We start from the raw sequence: 19,827 nt of genomic DNA on the forward strand, positions 1-19,827 counted from the left end.
ATGCGCGCCAGCACCATCCTGCAGACCATCGGCAACACACCGCACATCCGCGTCAACCGCCTGTTCGGCGCGTCACACGAGGTGTGGATCAAGAGCGAACGCGCCAATCCCGGAGGATCGATCAAGGACCGCATCGCCCTGTCGATGATCGAGGCCGCCGAGGCGTCCGGCGCGTTGCGGCCCGGGGCGACGATCATCGAGCCCACCTCCGGCAACACCGGCGTGGGCTTGGCGATGGTTGCCGCGGTGAAGGGCTACAAGCTGGTTCTCGTCATGCCCGACAGCATGAGCGTCGAACGCCGCCGGCTGATGCTCGCCTATGGGGCGAGCTTCGAGCTGACGCCGCGCGAGAAGGGCATGAACGGCTCGATCGCGCGCGCCAAGGAACTGCTGGCGGCCACGCCGAATTCGTGGATGCCGCAACAGTTCGAGAACCCGGCCAACGTCGACGTGCACATGCGCACCACCGCGCAGGAGATCGCGGCCGACTTTCCCGAGGGGCTGGACGCGCTGATCACCGGCGTGGGCACCGGCGGCCACCTGACCGGCTGCGCCGAGGTGCTGAAGGCGAAGTGGCCGGCGCTGAAGGTGTTCGCGGTGGAGCCGGCCGCTTCGCCCGTCATCAGCGGCGGCAAGCCCAGCCCGCACCCCATCCAGGGCATCGGCGCGGGCTTCATCCCGGCCAATCTCCACACCGAGGTGCTCGATGGCGTGATCCAGGTCGAGGCGGAGGCGGCGCGCGAGATGGCGCGCCGCTGTGCACGCGAGGAGGGCATGCTGGTGGGCATCTCCTCGGGGGCGACGCTCGCGGCCATTGCGCAGAAGCTGGCCGAACTGCCTGCCGGCGCCCGCGTGCTCGGCTTCAACTACGACACCGGCGAGCGCTACCTCTCCATCGACGGATTCCTTCCCGCCGAATGACGACCCTGCGTCCGCGGCGTACCGCGTCCGAGCCCCCGAGGGCGTCGCGCGCGCGCGCGTGCGGCCCGGCGCCGTGCACACCGTGAAGCCGAGCGTCCTCATCGTCGAGGACGAGCCGGGCATCGCCGACACGCTGCAGTACGCGCTGCGCACCGACGGCTTCGAGCCGCACTGGGCGGCCACCGGTGAGGCGGGGCTGGCGCGGCAGCGCGAGGCGCCGGCGGCGCTGGTGATCCTCGATGTCGGCCTGCCCGACCTGAACGGCTTCGAGGTGTTCCGCCGGCTGCGCGCGTTCAGCGACGTGCCGGTGGTCTTCCTCACCGCGCGCGCCGACGAGATCGACCGCGTCGTCGGCCTCGAGCTCGGCGCCGACGACTACGTCGCCAAGCCCTTCTCGCCGCGCGAACTGGTGGCGCGGCTGCGCAGCATCCTGCGCCGTGCCGCGCGCGCGCCCGCCCCGGCCGCGCCGGCATTGCCGTTCCAGGTGGACGAAGGGCGTCGCCAGATCCGCTTCTACGGACAGACGCTCGAACTTTCCCGTTACGAGTACGGCCTGCTGAAGACCCTGGTCGAGCGCCCCGGCCACGTCTACAGCCGCGACGTGCTGCTCGACAAGGTCTGGGACGAGCGCAGCGAGAGCCTGGACCGCACCGTCGACGCCCACGTGAAGATGCTGCGCGCCAAGCTGAAGGCGGTGGCGCCGAGGCTCGACCCGATCCGCACGCACCGCGGCAGTGGCTACGCGCTGGCGGAGGACCTGCCGGCGAGCTTGTGAAGCGAAGAACCATCGTCTTCGCCGGCATCCTGCTCGCGTACGCGCTCGGGGTCGGCCTGCTGATGTACCGGCTGCTCGCCGATATCGACCCGCGCTACCGCGAGTCGGCCGAGGAGTCGCTGGTGGAGACGGCGCACCTGCTGGCCGCCCAGGTCGAGCAGCACAGTGCGGAGGGCAGGATGGACGCCGAGCAGTTGCGCCCGGTGTTCCGCAGCCTGTATGCGCGCAGCTTTTCGGCGCGCATCTTCGGGTTCGAGAAGACCGGCGTCGAGCTGCAGGCGCTGGTCATTGGCCGCGACGGCATCGTGCTGTTCGATTCCATCGGCCAGCGCGAGGGCGAGGACTTCTCGCAGTGGCGCGACGTGCGCGCCGCGCTGGCCGGGCAGTACCGCGCGCGTACGACGCCGAAGATCCCCGGTGACGAGCTGAGCTCGGTGATGTATGTCTCGGCGCCGGTGCGCGCCGGTGGCGAGATCGTCGGTGTGGTCAGCGTCGGCAAGCCGGTGCAGAGCCTGAACCAGTTCGTGGCCGCGGCGCGGCGCAAGACCATGGTGGTCGGGCTCACCTCGGTGGCGGCAGTCCTGGTGCTGGCGCTGATCCTGTCGCTGTGGCTGGTGCGGCCCTTCGGGCTGATCTCCGACTTCGTGCGCTACGTTCGCGCGCAGCGTTCCTTCAGCCTGCCGCGTCTCGGGCGGCGCGCGCTCGGCACGCTGGGCGCTGCCTATGGCGAGTTGCGCGACGCGCTGGCCGGCCGCAACGACGTGGCCGACTACGTGCAGACGCTGACGCACGAACTGAAGAGTCCGCTGTCAGCAATCCGCGGTGCCGCCGAGCTGCTGCACGAGCCCGGCATGCCCGCTGCCGACCGCCAGCGCTTCACCGCCAACATCGAGCGCGAGACGCAGCGCATCCAGGAACTGGTCGACCGCATGATGGAGCTCGCCGCGCTGGAGCAGCGGCGCCGCCTGCCGAAGGTGGAGGCGGTGGCGCTGCGCCCGCTGCTCGAGGAACTGGCGGCCAGCGCCGAGGCCAGCGGCGCGGCGCGCGGCATCCGCGTCGAGTTCGCGGCTCCCGAGCCGGCCTGGGTGGAAGGCGAAGCCTTCCTGCTGCGACGCGCCGTCGGCAACCTGCTGGCCAACGCGCTGGACTTCTCTCCCGAGCGTGGCGTGGTGCGCATCGAGCTGCATGCGCGCTCGCGCAGCGTCGACGTGGTCGTGCGCGACCAGGGCCCCGGCATCCCCGACTACGCGGATGCGCGCGTGTTCGAGAAGTTCTATTCGCTGGCACGCCCGGCGACGGCGAAGAAGAGCACCGGCCTGGGCCTGTCCTTCGCCAAGGAGATCGCCGAGCTGCACCACGGCCGGATCTCCCTGCGCAACGGCGAGGGCGGTGGCGCGGTGGCGACGCTGTCGCTGCCCCGGATCGACGCGCCGCCGGCCTGAGCAGGTGCGCGGCTATGCTGCTGGATTCGGGCCTGTCGGGAGGGGCCGCACGCGTGGACGCGAAGACGATCGCCTGGGTGCTGCCCCACGAGGGCTACGAGGACGAGCCCCTGCTCGCGCCGCTGCGTGCGCAGGGATTCCGCGTCGTCACCTGTGTCGCCGGCACGACCTTGCCGCCCGAGGCCGAGCTGCGCGTGCTGCAGGCCGATCTGTTCGCCGACTCGCGACGCTTGCGCCGCGAGTACGTCATGGATGCGCGGCCGACGCTGATCGTTGCCAGCAGCGCCGAGCAGGAGGTGGACGCGCTCGAGTTCATCAAGCCACGCGACGACGTGGTTCGCGGCCTGCGCCCCGTCGAACTGCTCGTGCTGCGCCTGGCCCGGCTGCTCAAGCATGCCGGCGGTGAGGCGCTGCTGCAGTCGCTCGAGTTCAGCGACGAGCTCACCGGGCTGCCCAACCGCAAGCGCTGGCAGGCGCAGCTGGCGCAGGAATTGGGCAGCACGCCGTCGCAGGACTGCCGCGCCGTCGTGTTGTTCGACCTCGATCACTTCAAGCAGATCAACGACCGTTTCGGCCACCAGGCCGGCGACCAGGTGCTGCGCGAGGCGGCGGCGCTGCTGCTCGCCGAGATGGCACCGAACGACCGCCTGGCACGCTGGGGCGGCGAGGAGTTCGTCGCACTCGTCTCGCGCTACGACCGCGCCACCGCGGTGGCGGACGTGCAGCGCATGCTGCAGAAGCTGGCCGAGCATGCCTTCTACGCGCCGGCGGCTGCGGCGGCAGCCGGCGCGGCCTTCGAGCGCCTCGTCAACCGCTTCGACGACACCGCGGCAGCGCCGCTGGACGGCGAGGCCACGCAGCGCATGGCCGTCACGGCCAGCGCGGGCCTGGCCTTCGTCGGCGAGCGCTCGACCTTCGCCGACCTGATGAACCAGGCCGACGTGGCGCTGTACGAGGCCAAGGGGCAAGGGCGCAACCGGCTCGTCTCGTACGAGACACTGCAGGAGTCCTCGGGCGGCGAGGAGCGCGACCTCTACGTGCGTCACTTCGAGAACGTCACCCGCGTGATGACCGAGCGCATGACCACGCTGGTCACCCACATGGGCCGCAGCCTCGTCGAGGCTGCGCGGCGCGAGGCCAACCAGGACGCGCTGACGCAGTTGCACAACCGCCGCTACTTCGACGCCCGCCTGTCACGCGAACTCGAGACCGCGCGCAAGCATGGCCGGGCGCTGACCATCGCCCTGGTCGACCTCGACCACTTCCACGACGTCAACGCCACCTACGGCTACCCGACCGGCGACCAGGTGCTGCGCCGCTTCGCCGAGATCGCGCGCAGCAGCGTGCGCCTGACCGACTGGCTGGCACGCTACGGCGGCGAGGAGTTCTGCCTCGTCATGCCCGACACCGATCTGGACAGCGCGGCTCGCGTGGCCGAGCGGGTGCGCCGCAATGTCGCCGCGGCGGACATCCGCAGCCTCGACCAGCGCCGCGTGCCACTCACCGCCAGCGTGGGCGTGGCGCAGCTGGCGGTGGGAGCGGACGGCCCTCTGACCCTGCTGCAGCGCGCCAGCGAGGCCCTGCTGGCAGCCAAGCAGGCCGGTCGCAACCGGCTCGTGCTGGGCGCCTGAACTCGGCCGGCTAGAGGTTTCCACCTACTTTGCTGCAGCGCAGCAAAAAGTGCTTGCATTCCGCCGGAGGCCCGCTAAAGTGGAGTCATGCTGCACTGCAGCAAAAATTCTCCTCCACCACCATCCCAAGGAAGCTGCCATGCTGACCAACGAACAATTCGCCGCCGCCCAGAAGGCCCAGCTCGCCACCCTGGTGGGCCTGACCGCCACCGGCATCGAGGCCACCGAGAAGCTCGTCGTGCTGAACCTCGACACCACCAAGGCCGCACTGGCCGAAGCGAGCGCGCAGGCGCAGGCGGTGCTGTCCGCCAAGGACGTGCAGTCGCTGTTCGCGCTGCAGGCCGAACTGCTGCAGCCGTCCACCGAGAAGGCTGGCGCCTATGGCCGCAAGCTGTACGACATCATCGCCGGCGTGCAGTCCGAGTTCAGCAAGGTCGGCGAAGCCGGCGCTGCCGATGCGCAGAAGAAGTTCGTCGCGCTGGTCGAAGCCGCGGCGAAGAACGCCCCGGCCGGCTCGGAGAACGCCGTGATGCTCGCCAAGGCGGCGGTCTCGGCAGCCAACGATGCCTTCGACAGCGTGCAGAAGGCCGCCAAGCAGGCCGTCGGCGCCGCCGAAGCCAACCTCGTGACGCTCAGCGCCGTGGCCAAGCCGGCCGCCGGCAAGGGCCGTCGCGCCGCCTGACGCGGACCCGCTGGCTGGAGGGCGCAGCATGAGCTCCCTCGGTCGCGCGCAGTACACGGGCTTCGGCGCCACGGCGAACCTGCCGTGGCGCCGAGGACACGGTGCGGACCACGACGGCTGGATCGGCACGCCCGAACTGCCCGGCTACCGCGCCGGCGCGCTGATTGTGAAGCTCGCCGACCTGCCCGGCGTGGACGCGCTTCATCTCTATCTCGACATCCTGCGCATCGGTTCCGAGGGCCACATCGACGAGACGCACTCCGGACCCTGCCAGAGTCTGCGCCGCGAGCAGCCGCTGGACGCGCGTTCGCGCTTCGTCCGCGTGCTGGCCGAACTGCTGCGCCATGCGCCGGACCCCGAACATGGCCTGGCCGGCCTGGGCCCTGCGCTGACCGCGCTGCGCGAGAACGGCATCGAAGGTCCGCAGTTCGCACTGTCGGTGCAGCAACTCGACGCCGCCTGCAGCGAATCCGCCCTGGTGGCCTGCCTCTGTCACATCCTCCTGCTCAGTCTCGGCGAGGAGGAATCGGTACAGACCCTCGATGAGCTGCTCCAGCGCCTGATGCCTCGGGCGCGTGCCGGCGGTGAGCTCGCCGATCAGGTCGGCCTGCTGGTGCGGCGCGTCGGCAAGGCGCAGGCGCGCCGCCGCCTGCGCGAGGCGACCGACTTCGACTTGCTGCCCACGCCCGAATTGCTGGGTCTCTGACGGACCCGGAATAGGCTGGCCGCAGCCTGCGTAAACCCCCGGGGAGTCTGACGGGGGATGGGTATGCCGTGGTTCGTGGCCAAGCGTGCGATTGCTGCCGGGGGCAGCGCGACTGAGCAGTACGAATACCGCGTCTTCAGCGAGGCGGAGATCGAGTCCATCGAGCCCGAGTGGGACTGGGCCTCGTCGGCCTGCGAGACGCGCGAGGAGGCGCAGGCACTCGCCGACGACCGGTTCTGGGACAGCCTGGAGTAGGCCTCTCAGGCGCGCTCAGCGGGTGCCGAACTTGGTCTCGAAGCGGATGCCCACCTGGCGCAGCAGCGGCGTCGGCAGTTCGCCGCCGGCGCAGACGATCACAGCGTCGTTGGGCAGCGCGAGCGGGCGGCCGTCATGCTCGAGGTTCACGCCGCGCTGCTCGATGGAAATCACCTTCGAGCGCAGCAGCACCTGCACGCGGCCGGCCGCATGCAGCTCCTCGAGACGATCGCGGTTCTTCGCCTTGACACGCGAGAACGCGTCGCTGCGATAGGACAGTGCCACGGTGCAGTCGGGCTGTTCGCCCAGCGCGATGGCGGCCTCCAGCGCACTGTCGCCGCCGCCCACCACGAGCACGTGCCGGCCGCGGTACTGCTCGGCGTCGACCAGGCGGTACACCACCTTGGACGACTCCTCGCCGGGCACGTCGAGCTTGCGTGGCGTGCCGCGCCGGCCCATGGCGAGCAGCACCGAGCGGGTCGAGAAGCTGCCGCGGTCGGTCTGAACGACGAAACCGTCGCCGCGCCGCTCGATGCCGGTGAGGCGCTCGCGGAACGAGACCTGCAGCCCGGTGCGCTTCACCACGTCCTGCCAGAACTCGAGCAGCTGCTCCTTGCTGACCTCGCCGAACCTCACCTTGCCCACCAGCGCGAGCTGCACCGGCGCGGTCATCGCGATCTTGTTGCGCGGATAGTGGTAGACCGCACCGCCGAGTGATTCCTCCTGCTCGATGACGCGGTAGCGCAGTTGGTGCTGGATCGCGGCGAGTCCGGCAGACAGCCCGGCCGGGCCACAGCCGACGATCAGCACGTCGAGGTCGTGCGTGCCCTTGGTTCGCCTGCGGACCGCGTCCATCGCCTGGCGGCCCTGTTCGGCGGCCTTGCGGATCAGGCCCATGCCGCCGAGCTCGCCGGCGATGAAGATGCCCGGCACGTTCGTCTCGAAGTCGGGGCTGACATGCGGAATGTCGATGCCGCGCTTCTCGGTGCCGAACACCAGCGTGATGCCCTCCACCGGGCAGGCGGTCAGGCAGGCACCGTGACCGATGCAGGCCGAACCGTTCTTCAGCACCGCCTTGCCGCCGACGATGCCCAGCGCCTCCTCGGGGCAGGCGCGCACGCAGGAGCCCGAACCGATGCAGCGCGCCGTGTCGATCACGGGGTGCAGCGAGGGTGGCTCGCCGAGTCCGGCGGCGAGGGCCTGCTTCAGCTCCTCGGCGTGCTGCTGTTGGATCGAGCGCTGCCGGCGCACGTAGAGACCGACCGCGAGCGCGATCGTGGCGAGATACAGGTAGGTGTAGTTCATCGTCGGCCGCGCGTTGCGGGCTCAGAAGTCGTACCGGCCGCCGAGGTAGTAGAAGAGCCGGCTCGCCGTTTCGTCGCGGTTCGGCCCGCTCGCCTTGCCGTACTCGCCGCTGAGTTCCGACTCGAGCGAGAGTTGCTTGAGCACGCGGTAAGTGGCGCGCAGCCCCGGACTCCAGCGCGTCTGCTGGATGCCGGCGCTGTCGCTCTGGCGGTAGATGCGCAGCGAGGGCTCGAGCAGCAGCAGCTCGGTCACCTGCGACGAGTTGTTGTAGCTGACCAGGAAGCCGTTGTAGCTCGACGGTGGCGTGACGTTGTTCAGGCTGTAGCTGGTGCCGCGCAGCACCGACAGCGTCACCACGTGGGTGTCGCGGCCGGAGTAGAGGTTGGTGCCGATCAGCTGTCCACCCACCGAGGCACTGCGGTTGCGTCCCTGGCCGAAGGGCAGGATGTCGACCACCGGCAGGATCTCGCCGACGTCGGTCAGGCGGATGTCGGCGCCCGCCTGCCAGCGCGGGTTGATCGGCGTGGTGAAGCCCAGCAGACCCTGGATGGTGTTCGAGGTCGTGGCACGCACGATGTCGCGCAGCTGATCCAGCGGCGTGGTCACGAGCAGATCCTTGATGCTGGCGGCCTGCACGCCGAGGTTCGGGTTCTGGAAGAACAGCGCGTTGCCCAGCGCGAGCAGCGGTGTCTTGCGGCGGTCGGCCAGCACGTTGATGACGGTGTTGTCCTGCCACTGCCAGGTGCCCTGCAGCGAGGCGATGTTCAGGCCGCGGATCTCGGTGTCGTAGTCGACGATGCCGAAGGCCGAGACACCGCCGCTGAAGAAGCGCATCTCGCTGCCGACCGCGCTGCGGTCGATCTGGTTGTCGATCAGCTGACGGTTGAAGTAGAGGTTGCCTCCGATCTGCGGCGTCAGCGCGTCGGCGTCGATCCACAGGCCGTAGAAGCTGCGCTTGCTGTCCAGCAGCTTCTCGGTGGGCACGCCGGCGGCAGCGTTGATGCGCCACTTGGGCGCGAAGGTGTAGCCGGCCTGCAGGCCGTCGTAGCGGTTGAGGATGCCGCCGCCGGTCGGCGACTGGCGGCCCAGCCGCACCTGCGTGCCGGCTTTCAGCGCGCGGTGCTCGAAGTACAGCGCCGACAGGCGGTTCTTGCTCTTCGCGCTGTTCTTCAGGTCGGCCGAGTAGGCGTCGCGGAATACGAAGCGCATGTCGGTGTCGGCATCCCGGTAGCGCCAGTTCAGGTCGACGTTGGTCAGCAGCAGGCTCTGGTCGACGCCGGACAAGGTGTTGTCGCTGGTCTGCTCGGGGAGGCCGCTGATCGGCGAATCCTGGAACTCCTGGGTACGCACCTTCGAGGCGCCGCCGTAGTAGAAAACGCCCGCCGAGCCGGCGATGGTCGAGGTGGGCTCCGCGGCGGCCCGGGCCGCGGGCTGGGGCTCCACCTTGGGAGTGGGGGCGGCGACGGGCAGCCGGGCGAGCGCGGCGCGCACGCGGTCGGCGTCAGCGCCGGTCGGATACAGCTGCAGGAAGGTCTCGTACTCGGCCCGTGCCCGCACCGTGTCGCCCGTCTTGGCACGGATGTCGCCGGCCAGCGCCTGCGCTTCGCGCGTCGTGGCATTGGCCGGCAGGTTGAGCAGCGTGTTGAGCTTGTCCAGCGCCGTGCCGCTGTCGCCGGCGGCATCAGCGGCCTTCGCGGCGGCGAGCAGCGCGGTGGCCTGCGCCTCGACCTCGGCCGGCGCCGGGATGGGAGGCAGCGGTACCGCCGCAACGCTGGGTGCCGGGGCAGCGGACGCCGCAGCCGCGGGGGGCGCCACGGGCAACGCCTGGACCGGCTGGGCGGCCGGTGCAGGAGCAGGAGCAGGAGCAGGAGCAGGAGCAGGAGCAGGAGGCGGGCTCAACGCCACCAGCGTTGCCGCTGGGAAACGGCGCAACAGCACCTGGCGAGCGTTCTCCGCCTCGACCAGCGTATCGAAGTAGCCGAGGCTGACCTCGTGCACGGTGCGGCCGTCGACCTGGCGCTTGCCGGTGAACACCTGGTAGCGCTGCAGCGCCGCGGGAATGGGCGTGTCGAGCTGGATGTTGGGGTTGTCCGACTGTTGCAGCGTGATCTGGAAGCCGGAGCTTCTCGCTGGCGCGGCCTGTGACTTCACCGACACGGGAATCGCCGCGCCCAACCCCGGCAGCACGAGTTCGATGGTGCGGTTGCCGCTGCCCGCGCGCGCGCGCAGCTGAGCCGGCTGGCTCAGGCGCACGGCGAGGCGCCGCCCGGGTCCGGCCCGCGACGGGCTCTCGTCGCTGACGATGAAGTCCGGCATGTCGCCGCCGCCCTTCACCCGCCGTTCGGACGGCACGACCTTCTGGGCCTCGCGCGCGTCCACCAGGTCGTAGAGGATCTGCACGGAGTCACCGCTCTGGGCCAGCAGGGCGCGCCGGAACACCACCGGCGTGACGAAGCGCACCTGCAGGATGGCGTCGGCGCCGTCGCGGCGGAACTCGACGTCGTCGATGAGCTGCGCGTGGGCGCCCGCGGCAGCCAGCAGGGCGATCGGCGCGACGAGTCGGCGCAAGGCGAGGTCAGGCTTCAAGCGTCAGTTCCATTTGGTGTAAGGCGTGCCGAAGCGTCCCAGCGGCCGGTGGCAGCTGGACTCGGAACAGTCAATCGGGGCCGGCGTCCGGTTGCGGTGGTTCAGCGGCATGCGTTCCATGTTGCCCAGGTAGGCCGTGCCGCTCTGGTGGCAGCCCTTGCACCAGCCGGCGCCGCTGCCCTGGCTGCCGTTGTGGTTCATGGTCACGGTCGTCCAGACCGAAGTGCCGCTGTGGCAGGCCTTGCAGTCCATCGCCGCGCCGTTGAGCAGTTGCGTGGCCTCGGGAATGTGGTTGATCGGCTTGGCCAGCGCGCCCACCGTTCCCTCGCCCGTGTAGGCGCCGTTGTGGCAGGTCTTGCACGAAGTGGCCGCGACCACCGTGTGGTTCATCGTCACAGAGGTGGCGAAGCTGGTCTGCGAGCGGTGGCAGGAGTCGCACTTCGTCGGCCCGGTGGTCACCGGGATGTGCGTCGCCGACTTGCCCTTGGCCGTGGTGCCGTTGTGGCAGGTGTCGCAGGTGCCTGTCCCGACGGCGTTGGCGGCCGTGTGGGCAAAGGTCACCGTGCCCCAGGAGGCGGTCGACTTGTGGCAGCTCTCGCAGTTGCCGGTGACGCTCGCGTGCGTGGTGTTGTTCGGTTTGCCCACCGCCGGCGGATAGCTGCCGGTGTGGCAGCTGGCGCACTGCGTGCTGATCGTCACCGAGCCGTGGAAGCGCGCGCCGCTCCAGGCCACGTAGCCCTGCTTGTGGCAGCTGTCGCAGTTGGTGATCGCGACGCCGCTGAGCGACTGGTAGGGGATGTGCGTGGCGGTGCGGCCATCGGCCGGCGGATAGGCGCCGTTGTGGCAGCTGGCACACTGGCTGGCCACCGTGACCTGGCTGTGGTTGAAGGAGCTCGGCTTCCAGGTCGAGGTGCTGTGGCATCTGGTGCAGTTGGTGGCGCCGACCGGGACGTGTGTCGCGGTCTTGCCCGTGGCGGTGCTGCCGTTGTGGCAGCTGGCGCAGTTGGTGGCGGCGGTGAAGGTGCTGTGGTCGACCCGGGCCGAGGCCCAGCTCGCGGTCGACTTGTGGCAGCTCTCGCAGACCGTCACGCCCTGGTGGATGGCCGTGTTGGGCTTGCCCACGGCGGGCGGATAGCTGCCGGTGTGGCAGCTGGCGCACTGCGTGGTCACCGTCACCGAGCTGTGGAAGCGCGCGCCGCTCCAGGCCACGTAGCCCTGCTTGTGGCAGCTGTCGCAGTTGGTGATCGCGACGCCGCTGAGCGACTGGTAGGGGATGTGCGTGGCGGTGCGGCCATCGGCCGGCGGATAGGCGCCGTTGTGGCAGCTGGCACACTGGCTGGCCACCGTGACCTGGCTGTGGTTGAAGGAGCTCGGCTTCCAGGTCGAGGTGCTGTGGCATCTGGTGCAGTTGGTGGCGCCGACCGGGACGTGTGTCGCGGTCTTGCCCGTGGCGGTGCTGCCGTTGTGGCAGCTGGCGCAGTTGGTGGCGGCGGTGAAGGTGCTGTGGTCGACCCGGGCCGAGGCCCAGCTCGCGGTCGACTTGTGGCAGTTCTCGCAGACCGTCTGGCCGCTGTGGATCGGCGTGTTGGGCTTGCCGGCGGCCGGCGGGAAGTTGCCGGTGTGGCAGGTGGCGCACTGGTTGCTGACCGACACCGACGCATGGAACCTCGCCGGCGTCCAAGAAGCGAAGCCGGCCTTGTGGCAGGTATCGCAATTGGCGATCGCCACGCCCGCCAGCGACTGGTAGGGGATGTGGTTGGCCCGACGTCCGCCTGCCGGCGGGAAGCTGCCGGTGTGGCAGCTCGCGCACTGGTTGGGCGTCGTCACCTGCGTGTGGTTGAAGGAGCTCGGCTTCCAGGTGCCGCCCGTGCGGTGGCAAGCGTCGCAGCTGGTGGCGCCCACGGGAACGTGCGTCGCGTTCTTGCCGGTGGCGCGCGAGCCGTTGTGGCAGGTCGCGCACGTACCGGGCACGACGCCGCTGTGATCGAAGCCGGAGGCCGGAGTCCACGCGCTGGTCTTGTGGCAGGTGTCGCAGGAGGCCGTCGTCTGGATGTGGTTGCCGGGCTTCCCGGATGCCATCGCGCCGGTGTGGCAGGTCGAGCAGGTCCCTGGCGCCACGCCGACGTGATTGAACCGCGCGCCCGCGTAGGTGCGCGTGTTGTGGCAGCTGTCGCAGGCGAGCTGTGTCGGGATGTGGTTCTGGCCCTTGACCACGTTGTTGCGCGACCAGCGTGTGCCTGGCGTATGGCAGCTCGCGCAGTCGCGCGGCGTTCCCTTGAAGATGCCGTTGACGTGGCAGGACTCGCAGCGCTCGTAGAGGTGCTGGCCGGTCAGCGGAAAGCCGGTCTTGATGTGGTCGAAGTTGCGCGACGCGGGCGCGCCCTGCGCCATCGCGAGCGTGCTCGCGACGAGCAATGTCAGCGCCAGCAGACGCCGGACCCAGGCAAACGTGTTCATTGCAGCCATCCCAGCCAGCGTGATCGGTCGGGCGGGGTGCTGCTGCGCAGCCCGCGGGTGGTGACCCTTTTCCAGTCGTCGGCGACGTGGCACTGCGCGCAGCGCATGCCGAATCCGCCGTCGTGCACGTCGTCCTTGCGATGGCAGGACAGGCAATCCGAGGGCAGCGCCGTGAAGCCCTTGCCTTCCGGCGCAGGCTTCACGTGACAGGCCTCGCAGGCCGCCTTGCGGTGCTTGCCCTCGAGCCGGTAGCTGCTGCGCCGATCGTGGTCGAAGTCCCAGATGGCCCAGCCGCGCGCGTTGTGGCAGCTCTCGCACTTCGTGCCGAAGACCAGCTTGTGCTTGTCCTCCTTCTTGTGGCACGACCAGCAGTCCTTGGCCGCGTCGCGGTAGCGCGGCGTCGCGTGGCAGTCCTTGCAGGCCACCTTCACGTGCCTGCCCAGCAGCGGGTAGCGAGTCTTGTTGTGGTCGTAGCCGGGAACCTTCCAGTCTCGGTCGGTGTGGCAGCTCTCGCACTGCCGGCCGAGCTGCGCATCGTGCTTGTCGTCCTTCCGGTGGCACGCATAGCACTCGGTGGCCGTCTTGCGGAAGCGCTTCAGGTCCTGGTGGCAGGCATCGCACTTGACCTTTGCCGCGGCATGCGCGTTGCGAAGCTTGAACTTCGTCTTGTCGTGGTCGAAGCGACCCTTGGTCGTCTTCCAGTCGCGCTCGCCGTGGCAGTCGCTGCACGCCTCGCCGAGCGTGGCCTCGTGCTTGTCGTCCTTCCTGTGGCAGCCGATGCAGGTCTTGGGCGCCTCCTTGAACAGCTTGCTCTTGTGACAGGCGTCGCACTTGATCTCGTCGTGCTTGCCTTGCAGCGGAAAGTCCGTCCTGTCGTGGTCGAACTTCGCCTTTTCCTTCCAGTCGCGCTCGGTGTGGCAGGCACCGCAGTCCTTGCCCAGCGTGCCGTCGTGCTTGTCGTCCTTCTTGTGGCAGCCGAAGCAGTCGGTCGCTGTCTTCGTCTTGTACAACGGTTCGGTATGGCAGTCGCCGCAGTTGGTGCTGCGGTGCTTGCCCTTCAGGACGTACTTGGTGTCGATGTCGTGGTTGAAGGTCGAGGGCTTCCAGGCCTTGGCGTTGTGGCAGCTCTCGCACTTCTCGCCGAATTGGCCCTTGTGCCCCTTCCTGCCGTCGTCGTCCTTCCTGTGGCAGCCGATGCAGGTGCGTGGCGTGTCCTTGTAGTCGGCCTTGTTCCTGTGGCAGTCGCCGCACGCGGTGTCGACGTGCTTGCCCTCGAGCGCGAAGCGCGACTTCGAGTGATCGAAGCGCGCTTCCTTCCAGTTGTTCTCGGAGTGGCAGTCGGCGCACTTCGGACCCAGCGCTCCCTTGTGCACGTCGTCCTTGCGGTGGCAGGCGTTGCACTCGGTGGCCGCGGCACGCCACTTCTTGTCCGGCTCGTGGCACTTGGCGCAGTCGGTCCGTCCATGCTTGCCGCGCAGCGGATAGTCGGTCTGCGCATGGTCGAATCGCTGGGTGTCGAACGCGGCAATCCGCGCGCCGCGCCCCTTGTGGTCGGTGTGGCACTCGTTGCAGGCCTGCGGCTTCATGCGGCCGTGGAAGCCCGCCTTGGCGCGCACGTCCTGGCCGACGTCCTTATGGCAGTCCATGCAGAGCCGGTCCTGCGCGGCACGATCGAACCTGACATGGCAGGACTTGCAGTCGTCCTCCCACTTGGCGTGGCCCTGGATGACCTTTCCCGGGGAAAGCACGGATTCGAGAGATTGCGCACGCACCGCAGCTGTCGTCGCCAGCGCGAGGCACAGCAGGGCCAGCGCGCGGCAGGCGAAGCGTCGCAGGGAGCCGGTCCATGGCGCCATCCGCCTCTTTCTCAGTAGGCGTGCACCGCGATCACGTGCACCACGGCGCTGATCACGAGGACGTAGACGAACGGCGTGTGCAGCACATGCCACAGCGCGAACATGCGCTCGTAGGCCGTGAACTGGGCGACGCGCACGACGCCGACGACATAGCGGCGCACCAGCTTGCGCGCGAGGCGGCGCCGCTGCGCCAGTTCGTCGCGGGTCCACTGGCGGCGCCGCGCGAGCTCGCGCAGCGGGCCGCGCAGCCCTGCGGCGCAGCGCCAGTAGACGATCCACATCTGCAGCGGCAGCACGAACACCTGGCGAAACCAGCACGCCCAGCCGGGCTTTGCGCCGAGTTGCCGATCGGAGAAGGCGAGCAGGCGCGCCTCGACCTTGGGCGCGAAGTGCAGCCGTGAGCGCGCCTCCGAGGCATCCAGCCCCGCGCGCGACTGCAGTTGCTGCAGGCTCGTCTTCTGTCCCGACAGCCCGCGGTGCACGCGCAAGTAGATGAAGCGCCCGACCACGCCGCTGCCGGCCACCACCAGCATGCTGTACATCGCCACCGCCGCATTGAGCGAGCCGACGCGGAAGGTCGAGTGCAGCAGGATCAGCACGGGACCGCCGATGCCGAGCACCATGTGGGCGAGGAACCACCACTTGACCTTGCCCAGTCGGTGCAGCGGGCGCAGGTACTTGCGCAGCGGATAGCTGAACAGGGCCAGCATCATCGTGCCGCCGGCCACGCCGATCCAGTAGCCGACGTCGTCGCCGGCCTTGAACCAGCTGCGTCGCGTCACCCACCAAGCCGCACCGACGAGTACGCCGATCAGCAGGTAGACCCAGACATCGCTGGAAGGGCGTCGCGGCCCGGTCGTGGGCGACGCGGCGCGCGCCGGCACGGTGGCTTGCAGACCGCTGCTCATGGGACGGGGAAAGGGCAGGAAGACATCAGGGGCATGCTATGGGAAGGTTTCCCACAAAATCGCAACAATTCGTGTGGGTCGCTTGCCGGATGTGCCTTCGCGCCCGCGTGCGAGCCCGTGTGGGATACGATCCCATGCCAAGCGCGAACCCTCCCGATGAATCGATCACGCCCGGCTCCCGCCCAGCCGCCTGCGCTGCCCGTGCCCAGCGAGGAGCATGCCGCCCTGGCCTTGCGCGAGGCGGCCGTGCTGCTCGCGCCGGTGGCTCGCTGGCTGCTGCGCAGCGGCGTGTCCTACGGCGCGCTGGCCGACCTCCTGAAGACGGTGTTCGTCGACGCGGCGCGTGCCGAGCTCGAGCGCACCGGCGCTCAGCCCACCTACTCCTCGCTCAGCGTGCTCTCGGGCGTGCACCGCAAGGATGTGCGCGTGATCTCGGAGCGGCCGGCCGATGCCGCCGCCGTGCGCCCGCGCGGTGTGCCGTTGGCGTCGCAGGTCTACACGCGCTGGCTGTCCGAGAAGCGCTACCGCGGCCGTGACGGTGCGCCGCGTGCCTTGCCGCGCACCGGCGCCGGCATCACCTTCGAGACACTGGCCCGCGAGGTGTCGCTGGACGTGCATCCGCGCACGGTGATGGAGGAACTCCTGCGCCTGGGCCTCGTCGCCGTGGAGGGTGAACTGTTGATCCCGGTCAGCACTGCGTTCGTGCCCGGGAGCAGACTGGATCAATTGACGGCCTTGTTCTCGGCCAACGCCGCCGACCACATGGCGGCGGCCGTGCACAACTTGACCCTCGATGCACCCCGTTACCTGGAGCAGAGCGTATTCGCCGATGGTCTGGGGGCCGAATCGGTGGATCTGCTGCACGAGCACGCACGCGCGGCTTGGCAGGAGGCCTTCGAGATGATGGTCAAGGAGGCGCGCAAGCGTGTCGCGGCCGACGCTCGTGTGCCGGAGGGAGAGCAGCAGCGCATGCGCTTTGGCGTCTATTTCTACAGCGAGCCGCAGGTCGGCAAGCCCGAGGCTGCGCCCGCGCCGAAGGCGCGCCGGCCGCGCGGCGGGAGGACGAAATGAGTGTCAGGGGCGTCCCGGGTCAGCTGGCGGCATGGTGTGCCGCTATCGGCCTGGCGGTGGTGACCGGTTGCGGCGGCGGTGTGGGCTCCGGCGGCACGGGCATGAGCGCTGGCGTGGCGCAAGGCACGGTGAACGGCTTCGGCAGTGTGATCGTCGACGGTGATCGATTCGACGACAGCGAGGTCGCCATCTTCGCCGAGACCGAGCCGGGCGTGCAGGCGCAGACCGAGGCGCGGCTGGGCGAGCGTGTCGAGGTCGAAGTCGATGCCTCCGGCGGGGTTCGGCGCATGCAGGTCGACGCCGCGCTGGTCGGGGCGGTCGAGGCGGTCCAGGAACCGGATGGACTCTCGATGCTCGGCCAGACGGTCGAGGTGAACGCCGATGCCACGCGCGGTCCGGTGACGCAGTTCGCCGGCGGCTACACCGGCCTCGCCGCGGTGCAGCCCGGCGACGCCGTCGAGGTCCACGGCTTCATCGTGCGCAGCGCGAACGGCTTCTCGATCCAGGCGACACGGGTCGAGCGCCGCGCCGAGGTGCCGCGCTTCCTGAAACTCGCGGGGCTGGCCGGCAACATCGATGCCGGCGGCTTCCGGCTCGGCACTTTGCGCATCGACACCACCTCGGCCGTGCTGCTGCCGGCCGGGCATGTGCTTGCGGATGGCGAGCGGGTCTCGGTGCTCGCTCCGGCGGATTCGCTGGTGCGTGCTGCCGGTGCCGCCACGCTGGTGCGTGCAGCGCAGGTGCGCGTGCGAGAACTCGGCGAGTCCGGCGCCGAAGTCGCCCTCAGTGGCGTGATCGGCCTGCTGGACGCGTCGGGCCGGCGCTTCGACCTCGGCGGCACGGCCGTCCACTACGCCGATGCCGTCGTGCAGCCGGAAGCGAGCGCGCTGGTCGATGGGCGCTACGTGCAGGTGCGCGGCACGCTGCAGGCCGACCGTTCGGTGCGGGCCACGGCCGTGCGGGTGCGCGATGGTCGCAACGAGGCCGAAGCCGAACTGAAGGGCAACGTCGACGGCCTCGATCTGCTGGCCCTGCGCTTCAGCGTGCGCGGTGTTGCGGTCGATGCCGCTGCCGCCGAGATCGAGGGCTGCGCGGAAACGCTCGCTGACGGGCAGTTTGTCTCCGTCGAGGGTGCGCTCGGACCGACCGGCGTGATTGCGAAGTCGGTGCAGTGCGAGGACGAGCCCGGCGATGCCACCGTCGAGCGCGAGGGCGTGGCCGGCACGGTGGACGCCGCAGCGGGGAGCTTCGTGCTGACCCCCCTCAGCGGTGCGCCCATCCCCGTGCGCTGGAGCGATGTCACCTACTTCGAGAACATCACCGTCGCCACCCTGGACGGTCAGCGCGTGGAGGTCGAGGGCCGGTGGGTCGACGGCGTGCTGGTGGCGAAGAAGGTCGGGGTCGAGCGCGACAACTGATCGTTGCGGGCCAAGAAACGGGCGTTTTCCGTGCGATCTTCCGCAGTCGCCGAGGTGTCGCGGGGTGGTTTAATGGGCGCAAACCTCCGCCCATGCCCGTCGTCGCAGTCGTCAATCGCAAGGGTGGCAGCGGCAAGTCGACGCTGGCCACGCACCTCGCGGCGTGGTGCGCCACCACCGGGCGCGCCGCGATGCTTGGCGACGTCGACTTCCAGGGTTCCGCACAAGCCTGGCTGAAGCGCCGAGGCGGGCATGCCGGCGTGCGTGGTCGCGCCATCGTCGGCTGGTCGGCCGATCCGCGCAACGTGCTGCGGCCGCCGGCCGGCGTCACGCATGTCGTGCTCGACACGCCGGGCGGCCTGCGCGGCCTGGACCTTGCCAAGGTGGTGATGACGGCCGATGCCCTTCTGCTTCCCGTCTGCAATTCGGTGTTCGACCGCGAGTCTGCCGCCGATTGTTATGCCGAGCTGAAGCAGCTGCCTCGCGTGGCCAGTGGCCGATGCAAGGTGGCGGCGGTCGGCATGCGCATCGATGCGCGCACCCGCGGCGAGCAGGCGTTGCGCGGCTGGGCCGATGCGCTCGGCCTGCCCTTCATCGGCATGCTGCGCGAAACGCAGACCTACGTGCGCTGTGCGGAACAGGGCCTGACGGTGTTCGACCTGCCTGCCGCTCGCGTGCAGGCCGACCTCGAGCAGTGGCAGCCCATCCTCGACTGGCTGCTGCCGGTGTTCCAGCCCCCGCGCATGGCGCAGCCCGAACGGGCTGAACCGCCGCCGCGTGCTGCGGCGCTTGGCCCCGACGCTGCCGCGGCGCGCGGCGGACCCAGGCCGAGTTTCTCGCCCGCGACCGCGCAAGTCCCGTTGGACGTGCTGGAAGGGCCGCGTCGATCCCCCGGGCTGCTGGGCCGGATCGTCGATTGGCTCGGTCACCGGCCGACACGAAGAAGCCTGCAACGCGACTTCTAGCGCCGCTCGGCCAGGTTCAGAATGGGGCCCGGCGGGTCTTCCGCGAGCCCGCGAAGGAGATTGCCATGCTGCGCCGAAGCTGCCTCGTCCTGGTCGCCGTCGCCACCTCCCTGCTCGCGGCCGAGGCGGCGCAGGCGCACGGCCGGCACGGCCGCTGGTGGGGTGGCGTGAGCATCGGCATCGGCGTGCCGCTCTACCTCGGCCCCTACCCGAGCCCCTGGTCTGCCTATCCGGCACCGGTGGTCGCCGCGCCGCCGGTCGCCTACGCCGAGCCGCCCGAGGCCGCCCCGCCGCCGGTGAAGGCGCAGCCTGATCCGATCTTCTATCCGCGCAGCGGCCAGAGTGCCGCGCAACTCGAGGCGGACCGCCAGGAGTGCAACCGCTGGGCCACCACGCAGCCTTCGGCGATGGCCGACGCGAGCGTCTTCCACCGCGCCACGCTGGCCTGCATGGATGCGCGTGGCTACACGTCGCGCTGATGGTTCAGCCGCGCAACCGGAAGCCGCGTCCGCGGATGGTCTCGATCGCATGCCGACCGAGCTTGCGGCGCAGGTTGTAGAGGTGGACCGCCACGGCGTTGTCGCTCGCCTCGCCGGCCTCGCCGCCGATCAGTCGGGCGATCTCGGCGCGCGTCACCGCGCGGCCGGCCGCATCGGCCAGCTGCGCCACGACACGCCACTCCAGAGGCGTCAGCGCCACGGCTTCGCCGTCGCGGATGACGCTGCCCTGCGCCATGTCGATCGAGATCTGTCCGCCCATGGGGCGGGCAGTTTCACCGTGCACGCTTAAGCGTGCATGAAGAAGGGGCCCCGCGGGGCCCCTTGTCGGGAGGTGGCCTGGGAGGCGTCA

General features: G+C 69.9%; 17 protein-coding genes. 11 read left to right on the forward strand and 6 right to left on the reverse strand.

Annotated elements, in window-relative coordinates:
• From cysK to Q0599_RS01205, 7 genes are all read left to right on the forward strand, one after another.
• On the forward strand, positions 1 to 921 hold the full coding sequence (gene cysK, locus Q0599_RS01175) for a cysteine synthase A (RefSeq protein WP_298824488.1): 921 nt from the start codon (positions 1 to 3) through the stop codon (positions 919 to 921).
• A 73-nt stretch (positions 922 to 994) separates the two neighbouring features.
• Positions 995 to 1,696 (forward strand): two-component system response regulator CreB, encoded by a 702-nt coding sequence (gene creB / locus Q0599_RS01180; protein WP_298824490.1) that lies wholly within the window; start codon positions 995 to 997, stop codon positions 1,694 to 1,696.
• The gene (creC, locus tag Q0599_RS01185; protein WP_298824493.1) at positions 1,693 to 3,138 is read left to right on the forward strand and encodes a two-component system sensor histidine kinase CreC; all 1,446 of its coding nucleotides are present in this window, start codon (positions 1,693 to 1,695) and stop codon (positions 3,136 to 3,138) included. The genes creB and creC overlap by 4 nt, the downstream gene beginning before the upstream one ends.
• 14 nt (positions 3,139 to 3,152) lie before the next feature.
• Entirely contained in the window at positions 3,153 to 4,769 is a 1,617-nt protein-coding gene (locus Q0599_RS01190; protein WP_298824495.1) for a GGDEF domain-containing protein, read from the forward strand.
• Between the two features lie 139 nt (positions 4,770 to 4,908).
• On the forward strand, positions 4,909 to 5,451 hold the full coding sequence (locus Q0599_RS01195; protein ID WP_298824496.1) for a phasin family protein: 543 nt from the start codon (positions 4,909 to 4,911) through the stop codon (positions 5,449 to 5,451).
• Positions 5,452 to 5,479: 28 nt separating this feature from the next.
• On the forward strand, positions 5,480 to 6,157 hold the full coding sequence (locus tag Q0599_RS01200) for a hypothetical protein (RefSeq protein WP_298824498.1): 678 nt from the start codon (positions 5,480 to 5,482) through the stop codon (positions 6,155 to 6,157).
• A gap of 63 nt (positions 6,158 to 6,220) precedes the next feature.
• The gene (locus tag Q0599_RS01205) at positions 6,221 to 6,412 is read left to right on the forward strand and encodes a hypothetical protein (RefSeq protein ID WP_298824500.1); all 192 of its coding nucleotides are present in this window, start codon (positions 6,221 to 6,223) and stop codon (positions 6,410 to 6,412) included.
• 15 nt (positions 6,413 to 6,427) lie between these two features.
• Here the strand turns inward: Q0599_RS01205 and Q0599_RS01210 are convergent, their stop codons facing one another.
• From Q0599_RS01210 to Q0599_RS01230, 5 genes are read right to left on the reverse strand one after another with little or no spacing between them, the layout of a single operon-like run.
• Positions 6,428 to 7,717, reverse strand: a complete 1,290-nt coding sequence (locus Q0599_RS01210) for an NAD(P)-binding domain-containing protein (protein ID WP_298824503.1) — start codon at positions 7,715 to 7,717, stop codon at positions 6,428 to 6,430.
• 21 nt (positions 7,718 to 7,738) lie between these two features.
• The gene (locus tag Q0599_RS01215) at positions 7,739 to 10,303 is read right to left on the reverse strand and encodes a hypothetical protein (RefSeq protein ID WP_298824505.1); all 2,565 of its coding nucleotides are present in this window, start codon (positions 10,301 to 10,303) and stop codon (positions 7,739 to 7,741) included.
• Positions 10,304 to 10,306: 3 nt separating this feature from the next.
• A complete protein-coding gene (locus Q0599_RS01220; protein WP_298824508.1) occupies positions 10,307 to 12,760 on the reverse strand; it encodes a cytochrome c3 family protein in 2,454 nt (817 codons plus the stop codon).
• Positions 12,757 to 14,616 carry a cytochrome C gene (locus Q0599_RS01225; protein ID WP_298824511.1) on the reverse strand — a complete coding sequence of 620 codons (1,860 nt, stop codon included), beginning with the start codon at positions 14,614 to 14,616 and terminating at the stop codon, positions 12,757 to 12,759. Before Q0599_RS01225 ends, Q0599_RS01220 begins: the two co-directional genes overlap by 4 nt.
• An 11-nt stretch (positions 14,617 to 14,627) precedes the next feature.
• Entirely contained in the window at positions 14,628 to 15,524 is an 897-nt protein-coding gene (locus Q0599_RS01230) for a hypothetical protein (RefSeq protein ID WP_298824514.1), read from the reverse strand.
• A 156-nt stretch (positions 15,525 to 15,680) separates the two neighbouring features.
• Between Q0599_RS01230 and Q0599_RS01235 the strand changes: the two genes are divergently transcribed.
• From Q0599_RS01235 to Q0599_RS01250, 4 genes are all read left to right on the forward strand, one after another.
• On the forward strand, positions 15,681 to 16,595 hold the full coding sequence (locus Q0599_RS01235; protein ID WP_298824517.1) for a DUF6502 family protein: 915 nt from the start codon (positions 15,681 to 15,683) through the stop codon (positions 16,593 to 16,595).
• Complete coding sequence (locus Q0599_RS01240; RefSeq protein ID WP_298824519.1) at positions 16,592 to 18,013, forward strand: DUF5666 domain-containing protein; 1,422 nt, start codon at positions 16,592 to 16,594, stop codon at positions 18,011 to 18,013. Before Q0599_RS01235 ends, Q0599_RS01240 begins: the two co-directional genes overlap by 4 nt.
• Positions 18,014 to 18,105: 92 nt before the next feature.
• Complete coding sequence (locus Q0599_RS01245; RefSeq protein ID WP_298824521.1) at positions 18,106 to 18,978, forward strand: ParA family protein; 873 nt, start codon at positions 18,106 to 18,108, stop codon at positions 18,976 to 18,978.
• Positions 18,979 to 19,043: 65 nt separating this feature from the next.
• Positions 19,044 to 19,457: a hypothetical protein gene (locus Q0599_RS01250; protein ID WP_298824524.1), complete on the forward strand. Its 414-nt coding sequence runs from the start codon at positions 19,044 to 19,046 to the stop codon at positions 19,455 to 19,457.
• Between the two features lie 4 nt (positions 19,458 to 19,461).
• On the opposite strand, the gene Q0599_RS01255 is transcribed toward Q0599_RS01250, so the two are convergent.
• Positions 19,462 to 19,737: a winged helix-turn-helix domain-containing protein gene (locus Q0599_RS01255; RefSeq protein WP_298824527.1), complete on the reverse strand. Its 276-nt coding sequence runs from the start codon at positions 19,735 to 19,737 to the stop codon at positions 19,462 to 19,464.
• Positions 19,738 to 19,827: the final 90 nt, after the last annotated feature.

Origin of the sequence: uncultured Piscinibacter sp. (assembly GCF_937952055.1) — a bacterium.
Lineage (GTDB): Bacteria > Pseudomonadota > Gammaproteobacteria > Burkholderiales > Burkholderiaceae_C > Piscinibacter.